The 19,512-nt window shown below is 35.7% G+C and carries 21 protein-coding genes; 5 read left to right on the top strand and 16 right to left on the bottom strand.

Features of this window, described 5'->3' with window-relative positions:
• The coding region (locus tag NZ579_03485) for a phospholipase D-like domain-containing protein (protein MCS7299012.1) at positions 1 to 1,953 on the top strand (1,953 nt) is incomplete at its 5' end.
• Between the two features lie 70 nt (positions 1,954 to 2,023).
• Here NZ579_03485 and NZ579_03480 read toward each other — a convergent pair.
• From NZ579_03480 to rpsQ, 12 genes are all read right to left on the bottom strand, one after another.
• Complete coding sequence (locus NZ579_03480) at positions 2,024 to 2,434, bottom strand: hypothetical protein (protein MCS7299011.1); 411 nt, start codon at positions 2,432 to 2,434, stop codon at positions 2,024 to 2,026.
• Between the two features lie 11 nt (positions 2,435 to 2,445).
• Positions 2,446 to 2,811 carry a hypothetical protein gene (locus NZ579_03475; protein ID MCS7299010.1) on the bottom strand — a complete coding sequence of 122 codons (366 nt, stop codon included), beginning with the start codon at positions 2,809 to 2,811 and terminating at the stop codon, positions 2,446 to 2,448.
• 95 nt (positions 2,812 to 2,906) lie between these two features.
• Positions 2,907 to 3,338, bottom strand: coding sequence for a 50S ribosomal protein L15 (gene rplO, locus NZ579_03470; protein MCS7299009.1), 432 nt, complete (start codon positions 3,336 to 3,338; stop codon positions 2,907 to 2,909).
• A gap of 89 nt (positions 3,339 to 3,427) precedes the next feature.
• A complete protein-coding gene (gene rpsE / locus NZ579_03465; protein ID MCS7299008.1) occupies positions 3,428 to 3,937 on the bottom strand; it encodes a 30S ribosomal protein S5 in 510 nt (169 codons plus the stop codon).
• A gap of 10 nt (positions 3,938 to 3,947) precedes the next feature.
• Positions 3,948 to 4,313: a 50S ribosomal protein L18 gene (rplR, locus tag NZ579_03460; protein MCS7299007.1), complete on the bottom strand. Its 366-nt coding sequence runs from the start codon at positions 4,311 to 4,313 to the stop codon at positions 3,948 to 3,950.
• A 12-nt stretch (positions 4,314 to 4,325) separates the two neighbouring features.
• Positions 4,326 to 4,862 (bottom strand): 50S ribosomal protein L6, encoded by a 537-nt coding sequence (rplF, locus tag NZ579_03455; protein ID MCS7299006.1) that lies wholly within the window; start codon positions 4,860 to 4,862, stop codon positions 4,326 to 4,328.
• Positions 4,863 to 4,871: 9 nt separating this feature from the next.
• The gene (rpsH, locus tag NZ579_03450) at positions 4,872 to 5,267 is read right to left on the bottom strand and encodes a 30S ribosomal protein S8 (GenBank protein MCS7299005.1); all 396 of its coding nucleotides are present in this window, start codon (positions 5,265 to 5,267) and stop codon (positions 4,872 to 4,874) included.
• 9 nt (positions 5,268 to 5,276) lie between these two features.
• Entirely contained in the window at positions 5,277 to 5,462 is a 186-nt protein-coding gene (locus NZ579_03445; GenBank protein ID MCS7299004.1) for a type Z 30S ribosomal protein S14, read from the bottom strand.
• Positions 5,463 to 5,470: 8 nt separating this feature from the next.
• Positions 5,471 to 6,010: a 50S ribosomal protein L5 gene (rplE, locus tag NZ579_03440; protein ID MCS7299003.1), complete on the bottom strand. Its 540-nt coding sequence runs from the start codon at positions 6,008 to 6,010 to the stop codon at positions 5,471 to 5,473.
• Positions 6,011 to 6,086: 76 nt separating this feature from the next.
• Complete coding sequence (gene rplX, locus NZ579_03435) at positions 6,087 to 6,416, bottom strand: 50S ribosomal protein L24 (protein MCS7299002.1); 330 nt, start codon at positions 6,414 to 6,416, stop codon at positions 6,087 to 6,089.
• 8 nt (positions 6,417 to 6,424) lie between these two features.
• On the bottom strand, positions 6,425 to 6,790 hold the full coding sequence (gene rplN / locus NZ579_03430; GenBank protein ID MCS7299001.1) for a 50S ribosomal protein L14: 366 nt from the start codon (positions 6,788 to 6,790) through the stop codon (positions 6,425 to 6,427).
• 10 nt (positions 6,791 to 6,800) lie between these two features.
• On the bottom strand, positions 6,801 to 7,070 hold the full coding sequence (gene rpsQ / locus NZ579_03425) for a 30S ribosomal protein S17 (GenBank protein ID MCS7299000.1): 270 nt from the start codon (positions 7,068 to 7,070) through the stop codon (positions 6,801 to 6,803).
• Positions 7,071 to 7,387: 317 nt separating this feature from the next.
• Between rpsQ and NZ579_03420 the strand changes: the two genes are divergently transcribed.
• From NZ579_03420 to NZ579_03410, 3 genes are read left to right on the top strand one after another with little or no spacing between them, the layout of a single operon-like run.
• On the top strand, positions 7,388 to 9,112 hold the full coding sequence (locus NZ579_03420; protein MCS7298999.1) for a S1 RNA-binding domain-containing protein: 1,725 nt from the start codon (positions 7,388 to 7,390) through the stop codon (positions 9,110 to 9,112).
• A 12-nt stretch (positions 9,113 to 9,124) separates the two neighbouring features.
• Entirely contained in the window at positions 9,125 to 9,790 is a 666-nt protein-coding gene (locus NZ579_03415; protein MCS7298998.1) for a tetratricopeptide repeat protein, read from the top strand.
• A 6-nt stretch (positions 9,791 to 9,796) separates the two neighbouring features.
• Entirely contained in the window at positions 9,797 to 10,303 is a 507-nt protein-coding gene (locus tag NZ579_03410; GenBank protein ID MCS7298997.1) for a TIGR00725 family protein, read from the top strand.
• 127 nt (positions 10,304 to 10,430) lie between these two features.
• Here the strand turns inward: NZ579_03410 and NZ579_03405 are convergent, their stop codons facing one another.
• Together NZ579_03405 and NZ579_03400 are read right to left on the bottom strand one after the other, a co-directional pair.
• On the bottom strand, positions 10,431 to 13,022 hold the full coding sequence (locus NZ579_03405; GenBank protein MCS7298996.1) for a PEP-utilizing enzyme: 2,592 nt from the start codon (positions 13,020 to 13,022) through the stop codon (positions 10,431 to 10,433).
• A gap of 108 nt (positions 13,023 to 13,130) precedes the next feature.
• A complete protein-coding gene (locus NZ579_03400; GenBank protein ID MCS7298995.1) occupies positions 13,131 to 15,986 on the bottom strand; it encodes a hypothetical protein in 2,856 nt (951 codons plus the stop codon).
• 244 nt (positions 15,987 to 16,230) lie between these two features.
• Here NZ579_03400 and NZ579_03395 point away from each other — a divergent pair, with 244 nt between their 5' ends.
• On the top strand, positions 16,231 to 16,608 hold the full coding sequence (locus tag NZ579_03395; GenBank protein MCS7298994.1) for a type II secretion system protein GspG: 378 nt from the start codon (positions 16,231 to 16,233) through the stop codon (positions 16,606 to 16,608).
• A gap of 522 nt (positions 16,609 to 17,130) precedes the next feature.
• On the opposite strand, the gene murD is transcribed toward NZ579_03395, so the two are convergent.
• Complete coding sequence (gene murD, locus NZ579_03390) at positions 17,131 to 18,489, bottom strand: UDP-N-acetylmuramoyl-L-alanine--D-glutamate ligase (protein ID MCS7298993.1); 1,359 nt, start codon at positions 18,487 to 18,489, stop codon at positions 17,131 to 17,133.
• 3 nt (positions 18,490 to 18,492) lie between these two features.
• Positions 18,493 to 19,449: an ABC transporter permease gene (locus NZ579_03385; protein MCS7298992.1), complete on the bottom strand. Its 957-nt coding sequence runs from the start codon at positions 19,447 to 19,449 to the stop codon at positions 18,493 to 18,495.
• Positions 19,450 to 19,512: the final 63 nt, after the last annotated feature.

Genomic DNA, 19,512 nt, shown 5'->3' with positions numbered 1-19,512 from the left:
GCCTACTCTTTTGATGACCCAGACATAACATCCGCTTTGATCAACGCAAACAACAGAGGAGTTAAAATAAGAATTATAGTTGATAGCGACTACTGGAATACTAAACTTGACTTACTTGATAGCCTAGAAAATATCAATGTATTCAATGACCTTAGGTCAAAAGGTTTCAAGCAAAATCCAAGACAACACCATAGTAAGTTTTTAGTAATTGACTACGACACTCTATCATCTCCTGTCAACAATACTGTAATCACAGGTTCTTTCAATTTCACACAATCAGCAAGCCTATTCCAGTATAACAACATAGTTGTTGTGAAAAACAACATAGACATAGCAAATATCTACATTCAAGAGTTCAACGAAGAATGGGGAAGCAGCGGTTTCAACTTCAACCCTTCAGAAAGCAGGATGGGAAAACAGAAGAAAGACCCACCACCATACCTACACTCCACAGAAAATCTAGAAGTCTATTTCTCATACTCCGATAGAAACAAGATAAAGGATAGAATGATACAACTCATAAGCGAAGCATCAAATGTCTTCTTCTGTATCTATTCATTCTCTACCAACTCGGAGTTATTCAACATAATATACGAACTTAGCGACACAAGAGATGTATATGGTGTGTTTGATTGGGGACACGCCTTCGGTCAATATTCAGCATTCAGATACTTCCAAAGCAAAAAACCTGATAACTTCGTTCTAGACCAAGAGTATAAAATCCTACATAACAAATACATGATACTAAATTACTACGAAGATGACCCTAGCAAAGCGATTGTTATAACAGGTTCCTACAACTTCTCAAAAAACGCAGAAGAAAACAATGAAGAGAATATAATTGTTATTAAAAATAACCCTACCATAGCAAGAAGGTATATCAAGGATTTTCTCTATCACTTTAGTAGGAGTGGTAAAAGTGTTGATACATTGTCTTCAACTACTTTCTTCAAGACAAACATAGTCTCTCAAGCCTTTGAAACAAACAGACTAGAAGGTAGAAACCTTCAAAGAGTTGTTTCTCTGATTGCTTCCAATCAGGATATATACACTTCTATAACAATAATCTCAAATCTAACAAATGCTATTTACTTTACAGTGCCAGATACTCCCGGTGTTTTCAATATAACCTCAGTTTTCAATGATACAACAAGAGAACTAACACCAGTAAGCATCACAATCTATTCGTCAAACCAACCTTTACTAGTGATAAACGACAACAGAAGATACATAAGGTTGGATGAGATTGTTGATGTTAAACTTTATACTCCCCTAGAACAAGAACTAACTTACATAACTCTATCAACTGGAAACGAAACCAGATACATAACACTTTACAAGGAAGGTGATGTTTTCAGAGCAAGGTTTTACCTTGATAACCTGTTGAGAGACCTTTCAAATAACTCTTTACTAGTCTTTTCTTACAGTAATTTTTACATAACGAACTTTGTAATACTACCTCCGTTTTCATACAGAATACATAAACCTGAAAAGTTTTTTAAAAATTCTTTTCACACTGTAAGGTTTGAAGTAAAATCTGGTTATGGTAGAAAAGTAAGATTATCTGTTGTTGGGAATATTCCAACTACTGTATCACCTGATGGCACTGTCTCCTTCTACACAGGTAATGAGGACAAAATAGAACTTCTATTTACGATAGAAGACGAAGTTGGTAACTCGTTTTCAGAAGTTCTAGAAATCACTACACAGAGAAGAGATGAAATTGTAGTATATCCAACCTTCGCAAACAAAGGTGATAAGATATTCATAGAAGGAGACTATGACAATGTTGAAATACTTGACAAAGACTACAACAGAATACCCTTCACTCTAGGTCAAGAAGAAAACGGAAGAAAGTATTTGATACCACAAACCTACAAAAACTCATCCATACTATTCATAGTATTCAGAAAAGGTGACAAGAATATTGTCAGGAAGGTTGTTGTAAAGTAAAAATGTAGATTGTAATTTACAAACTTAATTTTTGAAAGATATTCAACTACTTCTACAAGCACTATAAACACTAAATCAGTAGAAGAGTTATCACTAATCCTAGTGCTAGGAAAACTAAAACCAGTACAATCGTAAGAGTAATAGAAGTAACTCTCTGGGCTCTTCTTATATCATCAAGTTGTTCTGACAAATTTTCAAGTGTATTTATCAAAGAATTTTGGTTTAACATCATACTCTTTTCTACATCTCCGATCTTTGTTTCCAACCTAATGAGTTCATTCTTTAAGTAATTAACATCCATTTTAGTCTGTTCTAGGTTTTGCTCAATCTTATTAACTGTATTCATTGCGTTTTTAGTGTTATCCTTGATTTCAGAATTACTGTCCTCCAATTCATCTAAAATTTCCTCGTAGGTATCTTTTATACTCAAGAGGGTTGAGTTTATCTCTATTATTGATGATATTAGACTCTTCGTTGTCAAAGCCTTATCTTTTAGTTCGTACCAACAAACTTTTGATTTCTATAATAATCATCCTTGCTTGACTGTAATATCATTTCTTTAGCCTTCTCAAGACCTAGGTCTTTAAGGTTATTAATAATATCACTCTTGATAGCATTCTCAACTTTTCTAGAAAACAGAGTATATACGCCCCTATTGAGTATCTTATCCATTACTGCAACTGGAAGACTGTTGTTGTGTCTCAACAAATCTCTAGTTCCACCGTCAATAATTAGACTGTAGGTTATAAACTCAAGGTCATCAACCGAGTGCTTCTCAACTACCTTATCAAATAGTTCTGAAGAAACTACAACACTATCAAAATTCTCTGTATCTTGCCCAAGATACCTATGATACACATCTGTATTTTTGATGATATTTTAACACACTCGCAAAAATCAGAGGTTCAAAAACAACAAATCCCAACAAGAATTTAGAAATGTTCTAGAAAACTCTAAACTAGGTTTATTACACAACCGTTTTTCTCCAACTTTTCCTTTGCTGAAGCAGACACTTTATTGACCTTAACGATGAGTTTCTTTACTTTCAGTTCTCCATTCCCTAGAATTTTGACAGGTTTCTTACCCTTTACAAGTCCTTTCATTTTCAATGTCTCAACATTCACTTCATCTCCATCGGAGAAAACATTCAGTCTTTCAACATTTACAATATCATACTCTACTTTAAACTTTGAGTTAAATCCTCTTTTTGGTATTCTTCTGTATAGTGGCGTTTGACCTCCTTCAAAGTATGGTGCAACTTTACCCCTACCCCTGACAGTCTGTCCTTTACCACCTCTGCCAGAGGTCTTACCTATACCTGAACCTATACCAATACCCTTTCTTACCGGCTTCTTAACATATTTCGGTCTTTTAAGTCTAATCATAATGCCTACCTCCAATACTGTTTAAAACAGTGCTAGAACTTAAATCCTACCTTAAAAGGTGTCATCCGACAGACTGATTTGGATAACACCTACGCCCCTTTCACACTTTCAAAAATATCTCTAACAGAGATACCTCTTCTAGCGGCAACTTCTTCGTATGTCTCAAGTGAGTTTAGAGCCATAACCGCTATCTTTGAAACCAACACTGGATTAGTTGAGCCGATTATCTTTGTAACAACATCGTGGTATCCTGCTAGTTCAAGAATACTTCTTAAGTTTGTCTCTGCAATAACACCAGTTCCAGGAGCAGCAGGTTTCATAACCAATTTACAGGATTTGTATGAAATTTCAACCTCGTGCGGTATGGTTCTATTCTTTCCTTGAAACTTGACTTTAAACATATTTTTCTTGGCTTTGTTTATTGCTTTTCTAACAGCATCTATAAGTTCGTTAGCAGTTGAATAACCGATACCGACCATAGAGTCTCCATCACCAACTGCAACGAGTGCGTTAAAGTGTAATCTCTTACCACCTTCTACAACTTTAGCAACCCTTCTTACCATCAACACCTTTTCTCTAAAATTCTTATCTTCTGCCATAAATACCCTCCTAGAACTGAATTCCTCCTTCTCTCATAGCGTCCGCAAATGCTTTAACAACGCCGTGATACTTGTAAAAGTTCCTATCAAATACAATTTTATTGATACCAATACCCAAGAGCTTCTTTGCCATAAGACCACCGAGAACTTTTGCGTCTTCAATCGTATCACCAAGTTTCTTATCTAGTTCCTTTGATATGGAAGAAACACTCACAAGTGTCCTACCATTAACATCATCTATGGCTTGAGCGTAGATATACTTATTTGACCTAAATATGGAGACCCTAGGAATATTAGGAAGACCAAATATATTCTTTCTAACTCTCTTCTTTCTCCTATCTCTTCTTTCATTCTTCAAAGCAACTTTGTTTATCATCCTACACCTCCATTACTTAGTCTTCTTACCTTCTTTGAGAACTATAACTTCATTTTCATACCTTATACCCTTACCTTTGTAAGGTTCAGGTTTTCTAATTGCTCTAATATTAGCCGAAACTTGACCTACGAGTGCTTTGTCGTATCCACTGACAGTGATCTTTACTTGTTCCTCAACATTAAACTTTATACCCTGCGGCGGCACAAACTCAACAGGATGAGAATACCCTACATTCAAGACTAGTTTATTGCCTTCAAGCCTAGCCCTGTATCCAACACCAACGAGTTGTAAAACCTTTGAATAACCTTTTGAAACACCTACAACCATGTTATTTATAAGCGCCCTGGTAGTCCCCCACATAGCTCTAGCAAACTTAGTATCCGCTTTTGGAGAGACAATAATCTTATTTCCGTCTATTCTCACATCAACAACAGGATTTATATCCAACTTAAGTTCTCCAAGTTTTCCTTTGACTATTAGAGTATTGTTATTAATTGAAACACTGACGTCACTAGGTATCTCAACTGGTTTTTTACCAACCCTTGACATAAACTCCTCCTACCAAACCGAACAAACTAACATTCCACCAACTTTTAGTTTCTTTGCTTCAGTAGTAGTCATCACACCTTTAGGCGTAGAAATGATCACTATTCCCAGATTGTTCTTAAACGGACTAATATCTCTGTATCCAATATAAATTCTTCTTGACAAATGACTCAAAACCTTTATCTCTCTTATCACAGGCTTACCCTCATAATACTTTAAATTCACCTTGAGGAAGTACTTGTTATCCTCGCTTTCTTCATAGGATTCTATGTAGCCATTCTGAACTAATATATCAAGAATTCTTGCTAAGAATTTAGATTTTTTGACGAGAACATAACTATGTTTTTGATTACTAGCATTTCTTATCCTATTCAAAGCATCACCGATAGTATCTGCTATAAGACCCATAATACCTCCTTACCAAGACGCTTTTCTAATACCGGGCAAGAGTCCTCTATGAGCAAGCTCTCTAAAACACATTCTACAAACACCATAGTCTCTTATATAACCTCTTACTCTACCACATATTTTACACCTGTTGTACTTTCTCACTTTAAACTTTGGTTCCTTTTGTTGCTTAACAACTAGAGATTTCTTTGCCATAACACCTCCTAATCTTTCTCCTTAAACGGAAATCCTAGATACTTCAAGAGTTTGTATGCTTCTACATCGGTTCTTGCCGTTGTTACTATCGTAACATCAAGACCGTGTATCTGTTTTATCATATCATACTTTATTGAAGGAAAGACGACCTGCTCCTTTATAGAGAATGAAAAATTACCCCTACCATCAAATCCTTTAGTGCTAACTCCATTGAAGTCCTTTGTTCTTGGCAATGCAATGTGTATAAGAACATCAAGGAAGTTATACATTAGTATCTTTCTCAAAGTAACTTTAGCACCGATTGCTTGACCTTTTCTTATTTTGAAGTTTGATATTGACTTTTTAGCATAGGTTTTAACCGCTCTCTGTCCTGTCATCAGAGTAATTTCATCTACAACGACATCAAGTGAATCTGGGTCAGTAATCGCTTCACCCCATCCAACATTTACAACTATCTTCTCAAGTTTAGGAACTGCCATTACTGATTTGTATCCAAACTCGTCCATAAGTTTCTTGACAACTTCAGTTTCGTACAGTTTTTTTGACATCGGAGTAAATGTTCTTATGTCCACTCCCTGACCTGTCTCAATAACTGACTTTTTCTTCGCCATACTCTACCTCCACCTAGATTTTATCTATATAGTCACCAGTTTTTTTGAAAACTCTAACTTTTTTGCCATTGACAATCTTAACACCTATCCTATCACCTTTACCAATCTTTTTATTGTATATCATTATGTTTGAAAGGTGTATCTTACCTTCAGTTGTAATTATCCCACCTTTCGGATTATCTTTGGTTTTTCTTAAGGTCTTCTTCACCATATTAACCCCTTTGACATAAGCTCTATCTCCATCTATTTCTAATATCTCACCGATTTTACCTTTGTCTCTACCAGCTATCACGATAACAACATCTCCTTTCTTTAGTCTTGTTTTAACTTTTTCCTTTGCCATACTACCCCCTACACAACTTCTGGAGCAAGTGAGAGAATTTTAGTAAAATTCTTATACCTTAACTCTCTCGCAACAGGACCGAAGACTCTCGTTCCCCTAGGCATACCAAAATTGTCTATTATCACTGCAGCGTTATCATCAAACCTAACATAAGAACCTTCAGGTCTTCTTATCTCTTTTTTGACCCTTACAACAACTGCTTTCACAACTTCACCTTTCTTGACTATTCCATTAGGTAACGCTTTCTTAACACTAGCGATGATAACATCTCCGACGGTGGCATACTTCTTCCTACCCGGAAGAACCTTAATACACATAATTTCCTTAGCACCAGTATTATCTGCGACATTAAGATAAGTTGTAAGTTGAACCATAGGCTACCTCCTAAACATTAGCCTCTTCTGTTCTTTGAGACTTTTCAACTATCTCAACAAGTCTCCATCTCTTAAGTTTGCTTAATGGTCTTGTAAATTTTATCTTCACTAAGTCCCCAACCCTACTCTCATTATTTTCATCGTGAACATAGTATTTTGTTTTTTTCTTAACAAACTTTTTATACTTTGGATGCATACGATAGTATTCATAAACCACGACCCTTGTCTTGTCCATCTTATCACTAACAACCTTACCTACCCTGTATATCACTCTACCCATACAAACCTCTGAAATGTAAGAAGAATTTTAACAGAAGCAGAAATCAGTTTCAAATTCAGATGAGCAAGACTTGTCAAAATTTAAAACTGATAAAACGAACCTGCTGTTAGCACTTCCAGTCTAGTAATCTCATAACTAGTAATCTCATAAACTGTATTATCTGTAATTCCACTACCTACTACTTCATAATAGATTCATAATAGAGTCGTAAAAATCCTTAATAGGATCTCAGACTTCATTCCAAAAAAGTTAAATTTATCTTGAAATATGCTGATATTTATTTTTACAATCTCTTATCGTTTCAAGGTGAAAGAGATATGGCAGAGTCATTTGAGTTTTTCAAGGATGCAAAGATAGTGGAAGGAGAGGTTGTCCTAGTCGGAGAAAGGGATGTATTCATTGATTGCGGTTTCAAGTCCGAAGTCGCAGTTCCTATAAACGAATTTGAACATCCTCCTAAGGTAGGTGAAAGAGTAAAAATTGCAATCACTAACACTTCAAATGGAACTATTGGTTCAAGGTTCGTTGCTGCTAGGAAAGAGCGTATAGAGGATCTAAAATCAAAGTATTCTTCTGGTGAGTTTGTAATTGGTAAAGTTGTCAAAGTCCTTTACGAGAATCAGTCAATAAAAGATAGCAAAATAAAGACTCTTAAGGGCTTCCTAGTAGACCTTGGAACAAACCTTAAAGGATTTCTACCAGCATCCCATGTAGAGCTTACAAGGATCAGTGTTGACCCTCAAACTTATGTAGGTAAGGAATTTGAGTTTAAGATAATAAACAAAAGAGAAGGACAGTTCATAGTATCAAGGAAAGTACTACTCCAGGAACAACTCAAAAAGAAGATGGAAGAATTTTTCTCAACCATCAATGTAGGTGATGAGGTTGAAGGTGTTGTTAAGAAGATTGCAGAAAAGTATATAGTTCTTGACATTGACGGTGTACCAGGATTGATGTCAATAAATGACTTGTCTTGGAAAAAAATATCTGACATACAGAGCATAGTTAATATAGGAGACAAGATGACAGTCAAGGTTTTAGAGGTACAGAGAGACAAAGGCAGGATCAGAGTCGGAAGGAAACAGATAGAGAGAGATCCTTTTGAAGACTTCCTCGCCGAACATAAGGAAGGAGATATAGTTCAAGGAAGAATTGTATTACTAAGAGATAGATATGGTATCGTTGAAATTTCTGATGGTGTCAGGGGTTTAATAAGAGATACCGAAGTTTCTTGGAGTAGAAGAGTGAAGTCGCTAAAAGAAGAGTTTAAAGTTGGTGATAATATCAAAGCCAAAATACTATCTTTCGACAAAGATAGAAGGCTTGTAAAACTAGGTGTCAAGCAACTCGTTCCTGACCCTTGGGAAAACATTGAAGAGAAATACAAGAAAGGCCAAGTAGTAAGAGGTAGAGTTAATACAATAACTGACAACTCCGTATTCATAGGAATAACCGATGTGATTGAAGGTATTTTAAGAAAAGAAGAGGTATCTTGGAAACAAGAGGACATAAATCTAAGAAAGATATATTCTAAAGGACAAATGGTAGAAGCTTTAATAACGAAGATAGACAAAAATAATAGACTACTTCATCTCAGTGTAAAGAGATTAGAGGGCAATCCCTGGGAACGATTCGCTCAAACAAACTACAAAGGGTCAGTTGTCAGCGGCACTGTAAAGGAAGTTAGAGATGATAGACTAATTGTTGAACTAGGTGGTGAAGTTGTTGGCTATATACTTGCTTCTCAAGTCTCTCTTGAGAGAGGGGTTGATCACAAAGAAAAGTTCAAGGTAGGAGATACCGTAAATGCTATGGTGATGAGAGTAGTTCCGTCAGAGAAAATAGTAGAACTCAGTATAAAAGCACTGGAGAAAAAACAGATAGAAGAAGCAAAGAAAGAGTTTGTTATATCGGAGCCGGCAGAGGTAAAGAAAGGAACTCTAGCAGACCTTCTGAAAATGAAAGGTCTATCAATATCTTCAACAAAGGTTCAAAATTCAAGTAAGACAAAATCCTTAAAAACCCAAAAAAAGTCAAGATAAGGAGAGTAGTAAATGAATGATATAATTAAACTCCTATACTCAGTTTATGACTTCTTGAAACAAAATTGGTTAACACTAACTATAGTCGCCGGTGTATTAGTAGTCGTCATTGTTGGCATTCTAATTTACATCTCCATAATAACATCAGAGGAAGAAGAACTAAAGGTGAAATTTGATGTCGCCTACTTCAATTATATAAATTCTCAAAGAGACAACCAAACATTAGAACAGAACTTTCAGAATTTTTTAACCACATTACAGGAAATATCAGACACTGGTAAAAACTACAAGATTGTCGCAATAGCAAACATAATTCTTGGAGATATTTACTATAACTCTGAAAGTAGAGCGTATGATAGAGCACTATCATACTACTCAAAGGCAACAAATTCAAGTTCAGAGTTTTTGAGGATAGTAGCAATCTACAATGTAGCACAGACACTTGAAGAGATGAGTATGTTTGACGATGCGTTAAAGCACTATGAAAGTATCTACAAAAACTATCCAAAATCCTTTCTAGCACCTATCTCCATAATAAAATCAGCAGAGATAAACTACAATCTCGGAAACCTAGAAAAGGCAAGAGAATTATACTCAAACTTTACAAACAACTATTCCGATTCAGAATCAATGATGATAGCAAACTTAATAGAGTTAGTCATTCAACAAACGAACTAAAAGTTTATGAACAGAAAGAAGCAAGTTTTGGTTATAGGGGATAGTGGTGATTTTAGCGATAGAAACAGAGTTGCTTACGAGATAGGAAAGTTTATCGCTAGAAACGGCTGGGTTCTGATAACTGGGGGGCGTGATGGAGTTATGGATTGGGCTAGCAGAGGTGCATTTGAGGAAGGAGGTATTGTAATTGCTATAACTCCTTATGATACGCTTGAAAATGCAACAAGTTTCGCTACGGTAGTTATACCTACAGGAATAGGTTTCGCAAGAAATTATATAAATGTTCTATCTGCAGATATTGTTGTTGTCGTAGGTGGTGGTGCTGGAACACTATCTGAAATAGCTTACGCATGGCAATTCAATAAGACCATAATTGCGTGTAGTTTCGTTGAAGGCTGGAGTAAAGAAGTAGCAGGAAAAAGTATTGACTACAGACAAAGAGAACCTGTGATAGACGCAAAGTCACTTGAAGATGTATATAAATACTTACTCCTTTACCTATCTCAAAGGTAAATACCATAGGTAGTAACTTATCCTAAACTTCAGAAACTTACAGTATTTGAAAATAACCCTATTCCAAGATCTCTTAAGTCCTTTATCCTTCAAAGCAAGATAATGAATATAAAAACAGGAACTATTTCTATTGTTTCAGTGCGTTTATTTTGGCTATTGCTAGTTTAGCTAATGGTATACTGTAAGGAGATACTGATACGTAATCTAATCCTACATTCTTGAGAAACTCAATATTTACTGGGTCTGCCCCATGCTCTCCACAGAGACCTATCTTTATATCAGGTCTAACCATTCTAGCTCTATGGACAGATATAGTTATCAGCTCTGCTACTTCCTCTCCAAGAACCTTGAACGGGTTATCATCAAGTATATCCATCTCAGTATAGTCAGGCAGGAACGAAGATATATCATCTCTTGAGAGTCCATAGGTTGTTTGCGTTAAATCGTTCGTTCCATAGCTTACAAATTCTGCGAACATAGCAATCTTATCTGAATGTAATGCAGCAGAAGGTATCTCTATCATTGATCCATACTTTACCTTAATGTTCAAACCACTATCTTTAATAATATCCTCAACAATCTCCTTTATACCCCTTACTCTTCTACCTTCCATATACTTACCATATATCGTAAAACTCAGCTCCCTATAGTTCATAACAACAGGTATCATTATCTCAGGTATAGGGTCAAATCCATTCTTTTTAACTTCTATCGCTGCCTCAGCTATAGCAGATGCCTGCATTTCATATATCTCTGGATAAGTTATAGCAACTCTAACACCCCTGTGCCCTAGCATCGGATTTACTTCTCTCTTAAGATTACATATCTCAGCTAACTTTTCCTTTGATATTTTGTATTTCTTAGACTTCAAAAAATCATAAAATTCATCCAGTTCCTTGTCATTATGCGGCAGGAATTCGTGTAATGGTGCATCAAGTAGTCTTATAGTTACTGGCTCTCCACTCATCGCTACAAACAGATCCATAAAGTCTTTCTTCTGAAACTCCTTTAGTTGGTCTAGTATTTCCTTTCTTTTCTCATAGCTATCCGAAATTATAAGTTCTTGGAATATAGGTAATCTCTCTTTAGCGAAGAACATGTGTTCTGTCCTACAAAGACCAATACCTTTTGCACCTAATTTTCTTGAAAGCATCGCTTCTCTCGGTTGGTCTGCATTTGCCCTAACAACAAAGTCTGGAGTTATGTATTTATCAACTATCTTAAGGAAGTCAAGCAACCCGTTTTTGTCAAAGTCTGGTTCTATAGTTTTTACCTCACCAAAGTATATCTTTGGTGCGTCGTAGAATGGAACTTCTAATGTTATATAATCTCCTTCATTAACTCTTATACCATCAACCTCAAAGTAGTTTGGACCTAAATTTATTTTAGGATTTACAAGACTTACCTTCCCTAGCGATCTCGCAACCACAGGTGCATGAGATGCGTATCCACCTTCGGTAGTAAGAACACCTTGACCAACTTCTATAGCCTTAACATCCTCAGCGTATGTCGCTGGCATAACAAGTATCAGTCTAGTATCTAATCCCATCTTCAGTGCTCTATTGTATTCATCCATAAGTCTCTCCGTTGAGAAGAATACTCTACCCGTCGCAACACCAGGAGAACCCGCTATACCACCAGATACATACTTGACTTTATTGTTCTTTATCCATTCAATATCTATTGTTTTATGTAGTAATTCTACCAGATGCCCTGGATTTATCCTATCAATTATGAACTTCTCGTCAATTATACCTTTTTTGAGTAAATCCATATAAAGTTTTATGTCTGCCTGTGAAGACCTATTTTGAACAGTATCCTGCTCTATAACCCATAACTTTCCAGTCTCTTTCACAACCATTACATACCTTATCTCCTTATATCTCTCTTCTAGTGCTCTAGCAAAACTTTGAAGTTCTTCAAGATAATCTTTTTCAACCTCTGTAATATCAATTCCCTTATCATCCTCTCTTATGAAGTATTCACGGAGGAACGCTTTACCCTGTATCCTTGGCTCACCATTCACAATGTTTCTAGTATAGAAGTACCCCGTAAATGATGTCTCAGAGTAGTTGCCTAGAACCATATCCTGTAGTAGAACACCCATATCAACATCAGTGTTGATTTTAGCGATAGCAGACATCTGCTGCAACACATAAGCAATCCTCTCCTCTAGATCGCTAGGAATATTCTTCTCAATTCCTTTCTTGTCATCCTCATACCTTTGTTTCAGTTCATCTAAAGATAGCGACTTAAGGTCATCGGGCTCCGGTAGTGATGTAAATACGTCAGGCCTATACTCCGCACCAAACCTAGCCATTTCCTCAAGAAAAGAACAGTATGCTATATAGGCAAATTTCTCATCTATCTTCTCTTTGAGTAGATCAAAGGTATCATCATTTATTCCTATGAACCTTACTCCCGGAAACTTAACAAGTTTAAGGTCTGGACTAACAACAAGTTTCAGAAACAGAGGAGCGCTAGGATCTCCTAACTTCCGCCCAGTTATTTTAGAAATATCCTTAACATTTTCAAGTATGAAGTTGATTGATTTTGTGTCAAGCGACTTAACTCTATCGCTATCTATCAATAACCCCGGAGGTATAGGAAGTTTTAAATCTACAAGTTCAAGTATTCTCTCACCTCTAACCCCTATTTTTGATATATCCGTAGGTCTTGTTCTAAAACCTTCTTGACTAAAGAAATATATTCCATTCATAATCCAACCTCACTCTTAAGTAGTTTTAAAAAAAACTGATATAGATTTCAATAAAATTAAGTAAAATCATCCCAAAACTCAAACTAAATTCTAAGAGTAATCAGTTTCTTACATACCTAACTGAAGATTAACATAAATATTCATACTAACTTTTCCATCAAGCAGATTATAAACTGTTTCAACACCAACTTTGTTGTCAATAATACCTATAAAGTTTGGACTAAAGAACAATCCACCGAAAACTTCACTAGCGATACTTCTGTTCATAACATAATCAAGACTATCAAACAACACCCCACCCCTAGCACCAAATTCACTCCAAACAGATGTGAAAAAAATAGGCCACACACCTTCATTTATCTCAAAAAACTTGAGATAAAACCTAACCTCTGATGAAAGAAAATTATTCGCACTGTCAACATATCTTGCATAGGTAGAAAGGTCTATAGTAGAAATACTACCTTCCTCTACCGGAAAAATCTCTTCAAAGAAATAGCCATCATAATAAAAAACACCATCAAGGCTAGATATTAAAGCATTCCTCAAGTTAATACCAAATCTCACCACATTATTAGCCCATAACCTAAAGGCATAAAATAGAGAGTTATTCAAAACCAGTATATCTTCTTGTGAATCAAAGTCTTTACTGGCTATCTTGGAGTTCATGTTGAACACAAATCCTTCCTCAAACGGCGCAACTGAACCAACACTCGCATAAGCACCATCAATCGTAAAACCAACAGTGAAATATGGCGATACAAACCCCTGCTGTGAGTCAACAAACCTATATTCAGGAAATAAAACCTCAAAATCCATCCTGCCATTGTAGGATGGTAAAGAAAATGATATAAACGGATATAAGGTAATGTAGTTATCACCAAAACTACCAGTTATCCTAAACCTAAAATAGTCAAATGTAAAAATATCATAGTTGTAGTTCCTTGAATTAAGCCTTTGAGTTAGGTTAAAGTTAGTATCTATGTTATCTCTAAACACCCTAAAATCAAGTATAATGTAAGGTATTCCTGACTCTTTGAACGAGAGGTCATAGTCAATCGTCCTTGCGTTAAAATTCCAAGTAAATTCCACATAGAAACTTCTAAACTCCAAAGGCTCATCATAAAAATTGAAATACACCCCTAGCTTCCTAACAGAAAAATCAGGATTAAATGCTAGCGAAGGAAAGAATGTCATCAAAGCAGATAGTAAAGTTATTTTGTTTAGATAACTATACCCTTCAGGAGATACATTCGTAGTAAATGTCTTCACATCCTTCACTTCTATATTGTATTTTATCAACTCTCTTGGTTCAGGATTGAAGTTCTCAACTATCGTTTTCGTTTCAAATACATCAAAACCCACCTCTGACAACGAGATCCCTAAAATTTTATCATTATACCTCACAGGATATGTGAAACTAAATAGAGATGATACAACTCTTGTAATTGACTTATCATTCAGGTTGTAATAAAAAACATCTACCTTCTGACCATGAGAAGCCGAGAACAATACACCTTGACCTTCAATACTCAAACCATAAATCAGGTCAAAATTCGTTATAACCGCTATTGTATCAAGATTACTGTTAAGAAGTCTTATTTTATCCCTACCATCTTCCCTCTCAGCTAAAGCAATCAGACTACCATTCGCCTCTATAATCCTGTAGAAAACTTTATCACTTACAATCAAGTTTCTTGACTTGTAAGAAGAATTAATTTCCACTACCCTACTCTCCGTATCATAATCAACCAGAGCGATTATCCTATCTCTACTTACAATACTAACATCATAAACCCCTTCAATCGCTGTATTAACTTCTTCTACTAGACTAATTGTGTCATTATTGTCTAAAATTCTACCAACCTTTAGAATTGTCTTTGTGTAATACTTTGAAGAGACGACTTCAATAAAAGCAATAGTATCATCCTTGACATCAAATTTCTTTATACTTCTCCCATAAATCAAAAATCCTCTTCTACCAGTCTTCAAGTTCAAATACTTTAGCGAGTTTAACTCACCCTTACACCTTCTCTGAGAGTATATCAAGAAGTCTTTATATACCTTAATATCATCCTTGTATCCACCTTCAGTTGTCAATCTTGAAAAATTGTTTGTAAAGCCTCTCAAGGAGAGGTTTGTCTTTAGATAACTCTCAAATTCACTCCACTCTTTACCTAGGTCTGATTGAAAAGTATTGTAGAATGAAAGATGGTAAAAAAGAGGTAAATAGTATGAATTTTCTTTATAAAACTTCTGTGTTTTGTCATAACCATACTTCCTAGCAAGGTAATCAAAAAACATTCCACCATATAGATACCAGCCATCATATGGAAACTCATTTACTAGATTCGCTTTACTAAAATACCTAAACTTCCCGTAGTACACCTCACTTAAAATTTTATCTCTAAATACCGGATCATTAACTCTACCATACCCCCAAGTGCTTTCGTTGAAGGTAGTTACAGACTCTATGAAGACACCAGGTAGATAGATGTTTGGAACTATATAGTAGCCAAATATAAACCTTAACACCTTCCAGAATATTCCGTTAGCTTCTTCAATAGCGAGTGCGTGTGTAAGTTCGTGAGCAAAAATACCTTTAATATCATCATCAAAAGCAAATTCATCTAGAATACCTATCCTTGATGTGTATATAACTATAAACGGCCAAGGTATAGGAGAATAAAAACCATTCGGAAGATCACTTTGATTCACAACTACAACAGGAAATTTATACGAAAACTCAACATTAATCTTTCTACTCAAGACTTCATAAACCTCATCCGCTATCGTATAGAGCCTCATAGCAGTTTTTTGAGATGTCTCAGAATAGTATATCTCAAAATATTTTGTCTCAACCTTTTTCCAACTCCTTGTAGGGTCAAATGCTGAAAAGTTAATCTGTGAAAATCCATTAACAGAAACAACAACAATAAGAGCAACCAAGTATAAAAGCCTACTCATAACAATCCCACACAATTGGTTATAATAAAATAAAATTATCCTCAAAAACCAACTAAAGTGATAATAATTCAAAATAACTCATCTACACACTTCTAACTACATCTATAAAGTTCTTTAGCTATACCTAGTAAGAATGAATTTAACTTTCAAAACTTGTTTATTCTTTTGAATACACCTAAAGAGCCAAACGAAGATGAAATTAATTTCCAAAACAACCACTGTATATTAAATAATAATTTTTGGTATGCTTATCACTTTAGGAAGCGAAAGAGCGTTTTCTCTGATAGAGATTTTGATCGTTCTTGCGATAATTGGAATACTGCTAACGATTGCGATACCAAACCTTTTTAGAGCCGAAGAAGCAACACGAAAGCGAGCAACAGAAATTGAGATGAAAGGTATAATAGCATCAATGTATAGTTATAGACTATCAACCTATTCTCTACCAAGAAGTCTGAAAACTCTCGTTGATGAAGGATACATAAAGTCAAACGCAATGTATGACGAATGGAACACAGAGTATTCTTTTCAAGTTTCTGGCAACAAGGTAGTTATAAAGAGTGCAGGGCCTGATAAGAAGTTTGGAACGAGAGATGACATAGTAGTCGAAGAAGTGTTTTAGAACTTACATAAGTCTGAATTTTCTCATCACTTCAGCGAGTTTCGGATTGTCCGCTGAATCTTGAAGAGTATTAATAACATCAACAATTTTGCCCCAACTTTCAACTCCCTAAACTGTCTCTCTCCTAACCCTCTCAATCATTGTCCTCCTATCCCACAACGCAAAACCCATAACCACTAAAAACCCATAACCACTATAACCATACCACCAAATACACTAGACAAAATTACCAAAGTGTTCCTTATCCACATAAAATTCCTTGTTTATGCAGTTCGCAAGTCCTTGAACTTTCCTGTTACTCCGTTCCACGTACACCCTGAGCGTAGTCCTAATACTAATAAAGCCTCCCTTATCTTCCCGTAAATTCATCACCAGAAGAAGTAAATAAAACACAATGCCAAAAACAACTTGCTCAACCTACTCACATCTTACTGTCCCTAAAAACTACAGTCAAAATTTATATTAGTTTCAAAAATTCGGAAGAGATTATTAATTTTTGAACACTATCAACTCTAACAGAACCTAGGTGATACTATTCACTATACCCTTAAACTTATCACCCCTATCCTCGTAGTTTTTAAACATATCAAAACTTGCATAAGCAGGAGAAAACAAAACAACATCACCTCTTTTTGCTACTTCCCTTGCTTTATAAACAGCCTCTTCAAGAGTTTGAGACTTGTAGATGTTTTGGTATCCAGACTTCTTTAACTTTTCTTCAATTACATCCTTCGTGCTACCTATTGCAATAACAAACTTAACTTTCTCCTTTATCACATCAACAGCATCCCCAAAGTCCATTCCCTTGTCAAGACCACCAACTATGAGTATTATAGGATTATCCAAACTTCTAACGGCACTGACCATGGAGTTTATCGTAGTTGATTTTGAGTCATTTATGTACCTCACGTCATCAATCTCTCTCACAAACTCCATCCTGTGAGGAAGAGGAGAAAAGGAGTATATAACTTCCTCCATAACCTCAACTGGTACTCCTAACTCAACTCCTATAGCAACTGAAACCATTATATTCTCAACATTATGCCTACCAATAAGTTTAATACGACTAGTATCAATTAACCTCTTACCGTCTATACAAATATAGCTTCCTTCTAGATAAACTTCTCTCTCACTCCTACCCTCCCTACCTACATAAGCAGAAAATAGAACCTTCATAGTCTTAAGTGTATTATACTGACCATATTTTGTAAGAGACTTGTTTACTATGCTAACATCACTAGAAGTTGAATTTTTGAAGAGTGAAAATTTTGAGTTTATGTAATCCTCAAAAGAAGCATATCTATCCAGATGGTCTTTTGCTATATTCGTTATTGCACCAACCTGCGGTCTAAAATGCTTTGTTGTGTCAATCTGAAAACTACTTATCTCCAGAACGAGAGTTTGAATATTCTCGTCATATAGTGAGAAAATTGGTATTCCTACATTACCACCTATGAAAGTGTTCTTATGATAAGCACTCAAAACTCTGTATGTTATGTTAGTTGTTGTAGTCTTACCGTCTGTGCCTGTGATTGCTACATATCTGATGTTTGGTTTAAGTCTGTAAAAAAGTTCTATGTCTCCTATCACTTCAATACCCATCTTGTTAGCCTTCTGTATTATTGGATTTGTTAGTGGAACACCAGGACTTGAGATGATAATTTCAATATCATCAAGTTTAACATCCTCACTACCAAGTAAGTTATGAACTTCTCCTTTTGCGCTTACCCTCAACTCTTGTATCAATCTTTCCTTCTCTTCATCTCTTACTTTGTCAGAAATATAGACATTACAGCCATTTTCGGATAGGAATTTAGCAGTATTGAAACCCGTCCTATGAGTAAAACCAAGAATAAGAAAATTCTTCATTCCCAAAACCATACTCTACTCCATATACACTCTCGGATCCATAGCATCTCTCAATGCCTCACCAAGAAGATTGAGAGACGTAACGGTTATGAATATAGCGATACCCGGAAAAACGGCAAGCCACCATGCATAGTCAATGTATTGATTACCTTGAAGCAATATGTTTCCCCAACTCGGTGTAGGTGGCTGAACACCAAGCCCAAGAAAACTCAAAGAAGACTCAACCAAAACAGCACCAGCAATTCCAAAAACCAAAGACACAAGCGCAGGATTTATGGCGTTTGGTAGAATGTGTCTAAAAAGAATATAAACATCGCTAACACCTGTTATTTTTGATATTCTGACAAAATCCATATTCACAACTCTTAAAGTCTCCCCCCTGACAAGCCTAGCAACTCCTGTCCATCCTGTGATACCTATCACAAACATTATGTTATATATGTTCGGTGGTAGGAAAGCAAGGATAGTGAGTATAAGGAATAACGTTGGAAAGGTCATGAAAACTTCTATCACTCTCATTATTATCATATCAACTATACCCCTATAATATCCCGCAAGTAGTCCAAGAGTAGTCCCAATAATAAAGGCAGTCCCAACCGCAACAACCCCAACAGATATTGAAACTGTAGTTCCATAAACTATCCTAGACAATACATCTCTTCCAAGGTCATCCGTTCCAAGAGGATGCTCTAAAGATGGCGGTTGAAGTTTTTTACTCAAGTTTATAGTGTAAGGATTATGAGGAATAGGAGGCATAATCTTTATAGTAGCCTTTGAAAAGTCAATTTCATCAGTCCTACCAATGAAAATAGGAAAAAACACCTTCCCATCAATTACACAGAATATTGGCTTATCATTTGCCATCAGAGGAGAAAAAACCGCTATGAGAATTAAAACTACAACAATACTCAATCCTACAACACCCAGCCTATTTGAGAAAAAGCGATTTTTGACAAACTGAAAATACGTCATTCTACTTACTCAAACACTAGATAAAATTTTTAACTTCCAGACCTTTACTATCAAGAAAACTCG

The sequence above is a fragment of the Spirochaetota bacterium genome, assembly GCA_025061835.1.
Taxonomy (GTDB): Bacteria; Spirochaetota; Brevinematia; order DTOW01; family DTOW01; genus SKYB106.
This window is presented reverse-complemented; position numbering and strand designations above follow the sequence as displayed.

What these genes read in the sequence shown, in the direction of transcription:
- rplO (MCS7299009.1), bottom strand. Translation starts at nt 3,338, where the DNA reads ATGATTAGACTTAAAAGACCGAAATATGTTAAGAAGCCGGTAAGAAAG.
- rpsE (MCS7299008.1), bottom strand. Translation starts at nt 3,937, where the DNA reads ATGGCAGAAGATAAGAATTTTAGAGAAAAGGTGTTGATGGTAAGAAGG.
- rplR (MCS7299007.1), bottom strand. Translation starts at nt 4,313, where the DNA reads ATGATAAACAAAGTTGCTTTGAAGAATGAAAGAAGAGATAGGAGAAAG.
- rplF (MCS7299006.1), bottom strand. Translation starts at nt 4,862, where the DNA reads ATGTCAAGGGTTGGTAAAAAACCAGTTGAGATACCTAGTGACGTCAGT.
- rpsH (MCS7299005.1), bottom strand. Translation starts at nt 5,267, where the DNA reads ATGGGTCTTATAGCAGATACTATCGGTGATGCTTTGAATAGGATAAGA.
- NZ579_03445 (MCS7299004.1), bottom strand. Translation starts at nt 5,462, where the DNA reads ATGGCAAAGAAATCTCTAGTTGTTAAGCAACAAAAGGAACCAAAGTTT.
- rplE (MCS7299003.1), bottom strand. Translation starts at nt 6,010, where the DNA reads ATGTCAAAAAAACTGTACGAAACTGAAGTTGTCAAGAAACTTATGGAC.
- rplX (MCS7299002.1), bottom strand. Translation starts at nt 6,416, where the DNA reads ATGGCAAAGGAAAAAGTTAAAACAAGACTAAAGAAAGGAGATGTTGTT.
- rplN (MCS7299001.1), bottom strand. Translation starts at nt 6,790, where the DNA reads ATGGTTCAACTTACAACTTATCTTAATGTCGCAGATAATACTGGTGCT.
- rpsQ (MCS7299000.1), bottom strand. Translation starts at nt 7,070, where the DNA reads ATGGGTAGAGTGATATACAGGGTAGGTAAGGTTGTTAGTGATAAGATG.
- NZ579_03420 (MCS7298999.1), top strand. Translation starts at nt 7,388, where the DNA reads ATGGCAGAGTCATTTGAGTTTTTCAAGGATGCAAAGATAGTGGAAGGA.
- NZ579_03415 (MCS7298998.1), top strand. Translation starts at nt 9,125, where the DNA reads ATGAATGATATAATTAAACTCCTATACTCAGTTTATGACTTCTTGAAA.
- NZ579_03410 (MCS7298997.1), top strand. Translation starts at nt 9,797, where the DNA reads ATGAACAGAAAGAAGCAAGTTTTGGTTATAGGGGATAGTGGTGATTTT.
- NZ579_03405 (MCS7298996.1), bottom strand. Translation starts at nt 13,022, where the DNA reads ATGAATGGAATATATTTCTTTAGTCAAGAAGGTTTTAGAACAAGACCT.
- NZ579_03400 (MCS7298995.1), bottom strand. Translation starts at nt 15,986, where the DNA reads ATGAGTAGGCTTTTATACTTGGTTGCTCTTATTGTTGTTGTTTCTGTT.
- NZ579_03395 (MCS7298994.1), top strand. Translation starts at nt 16,231, where the DNA reads ATGCTTATCACTTTAGGAAGCGAAAGAGCGTTTTCTCTGATAGAGATT.
- murD (MCS7298993.1), bottom strand. Translation starts at nt 18,489, where the DNA reads ATGGTTTTGGGAATGAAGAATTTTCTTATTCTTGGTTTTACTCATAGG.
- NZ579_03385 (MCS7298992.1), bottom strand. Translation starts at nt 19,449, where the DNA reads ATGACGTATTTTCAGTTTGTCAAAAATCGCTTTTTCTCAAATAGGCTG.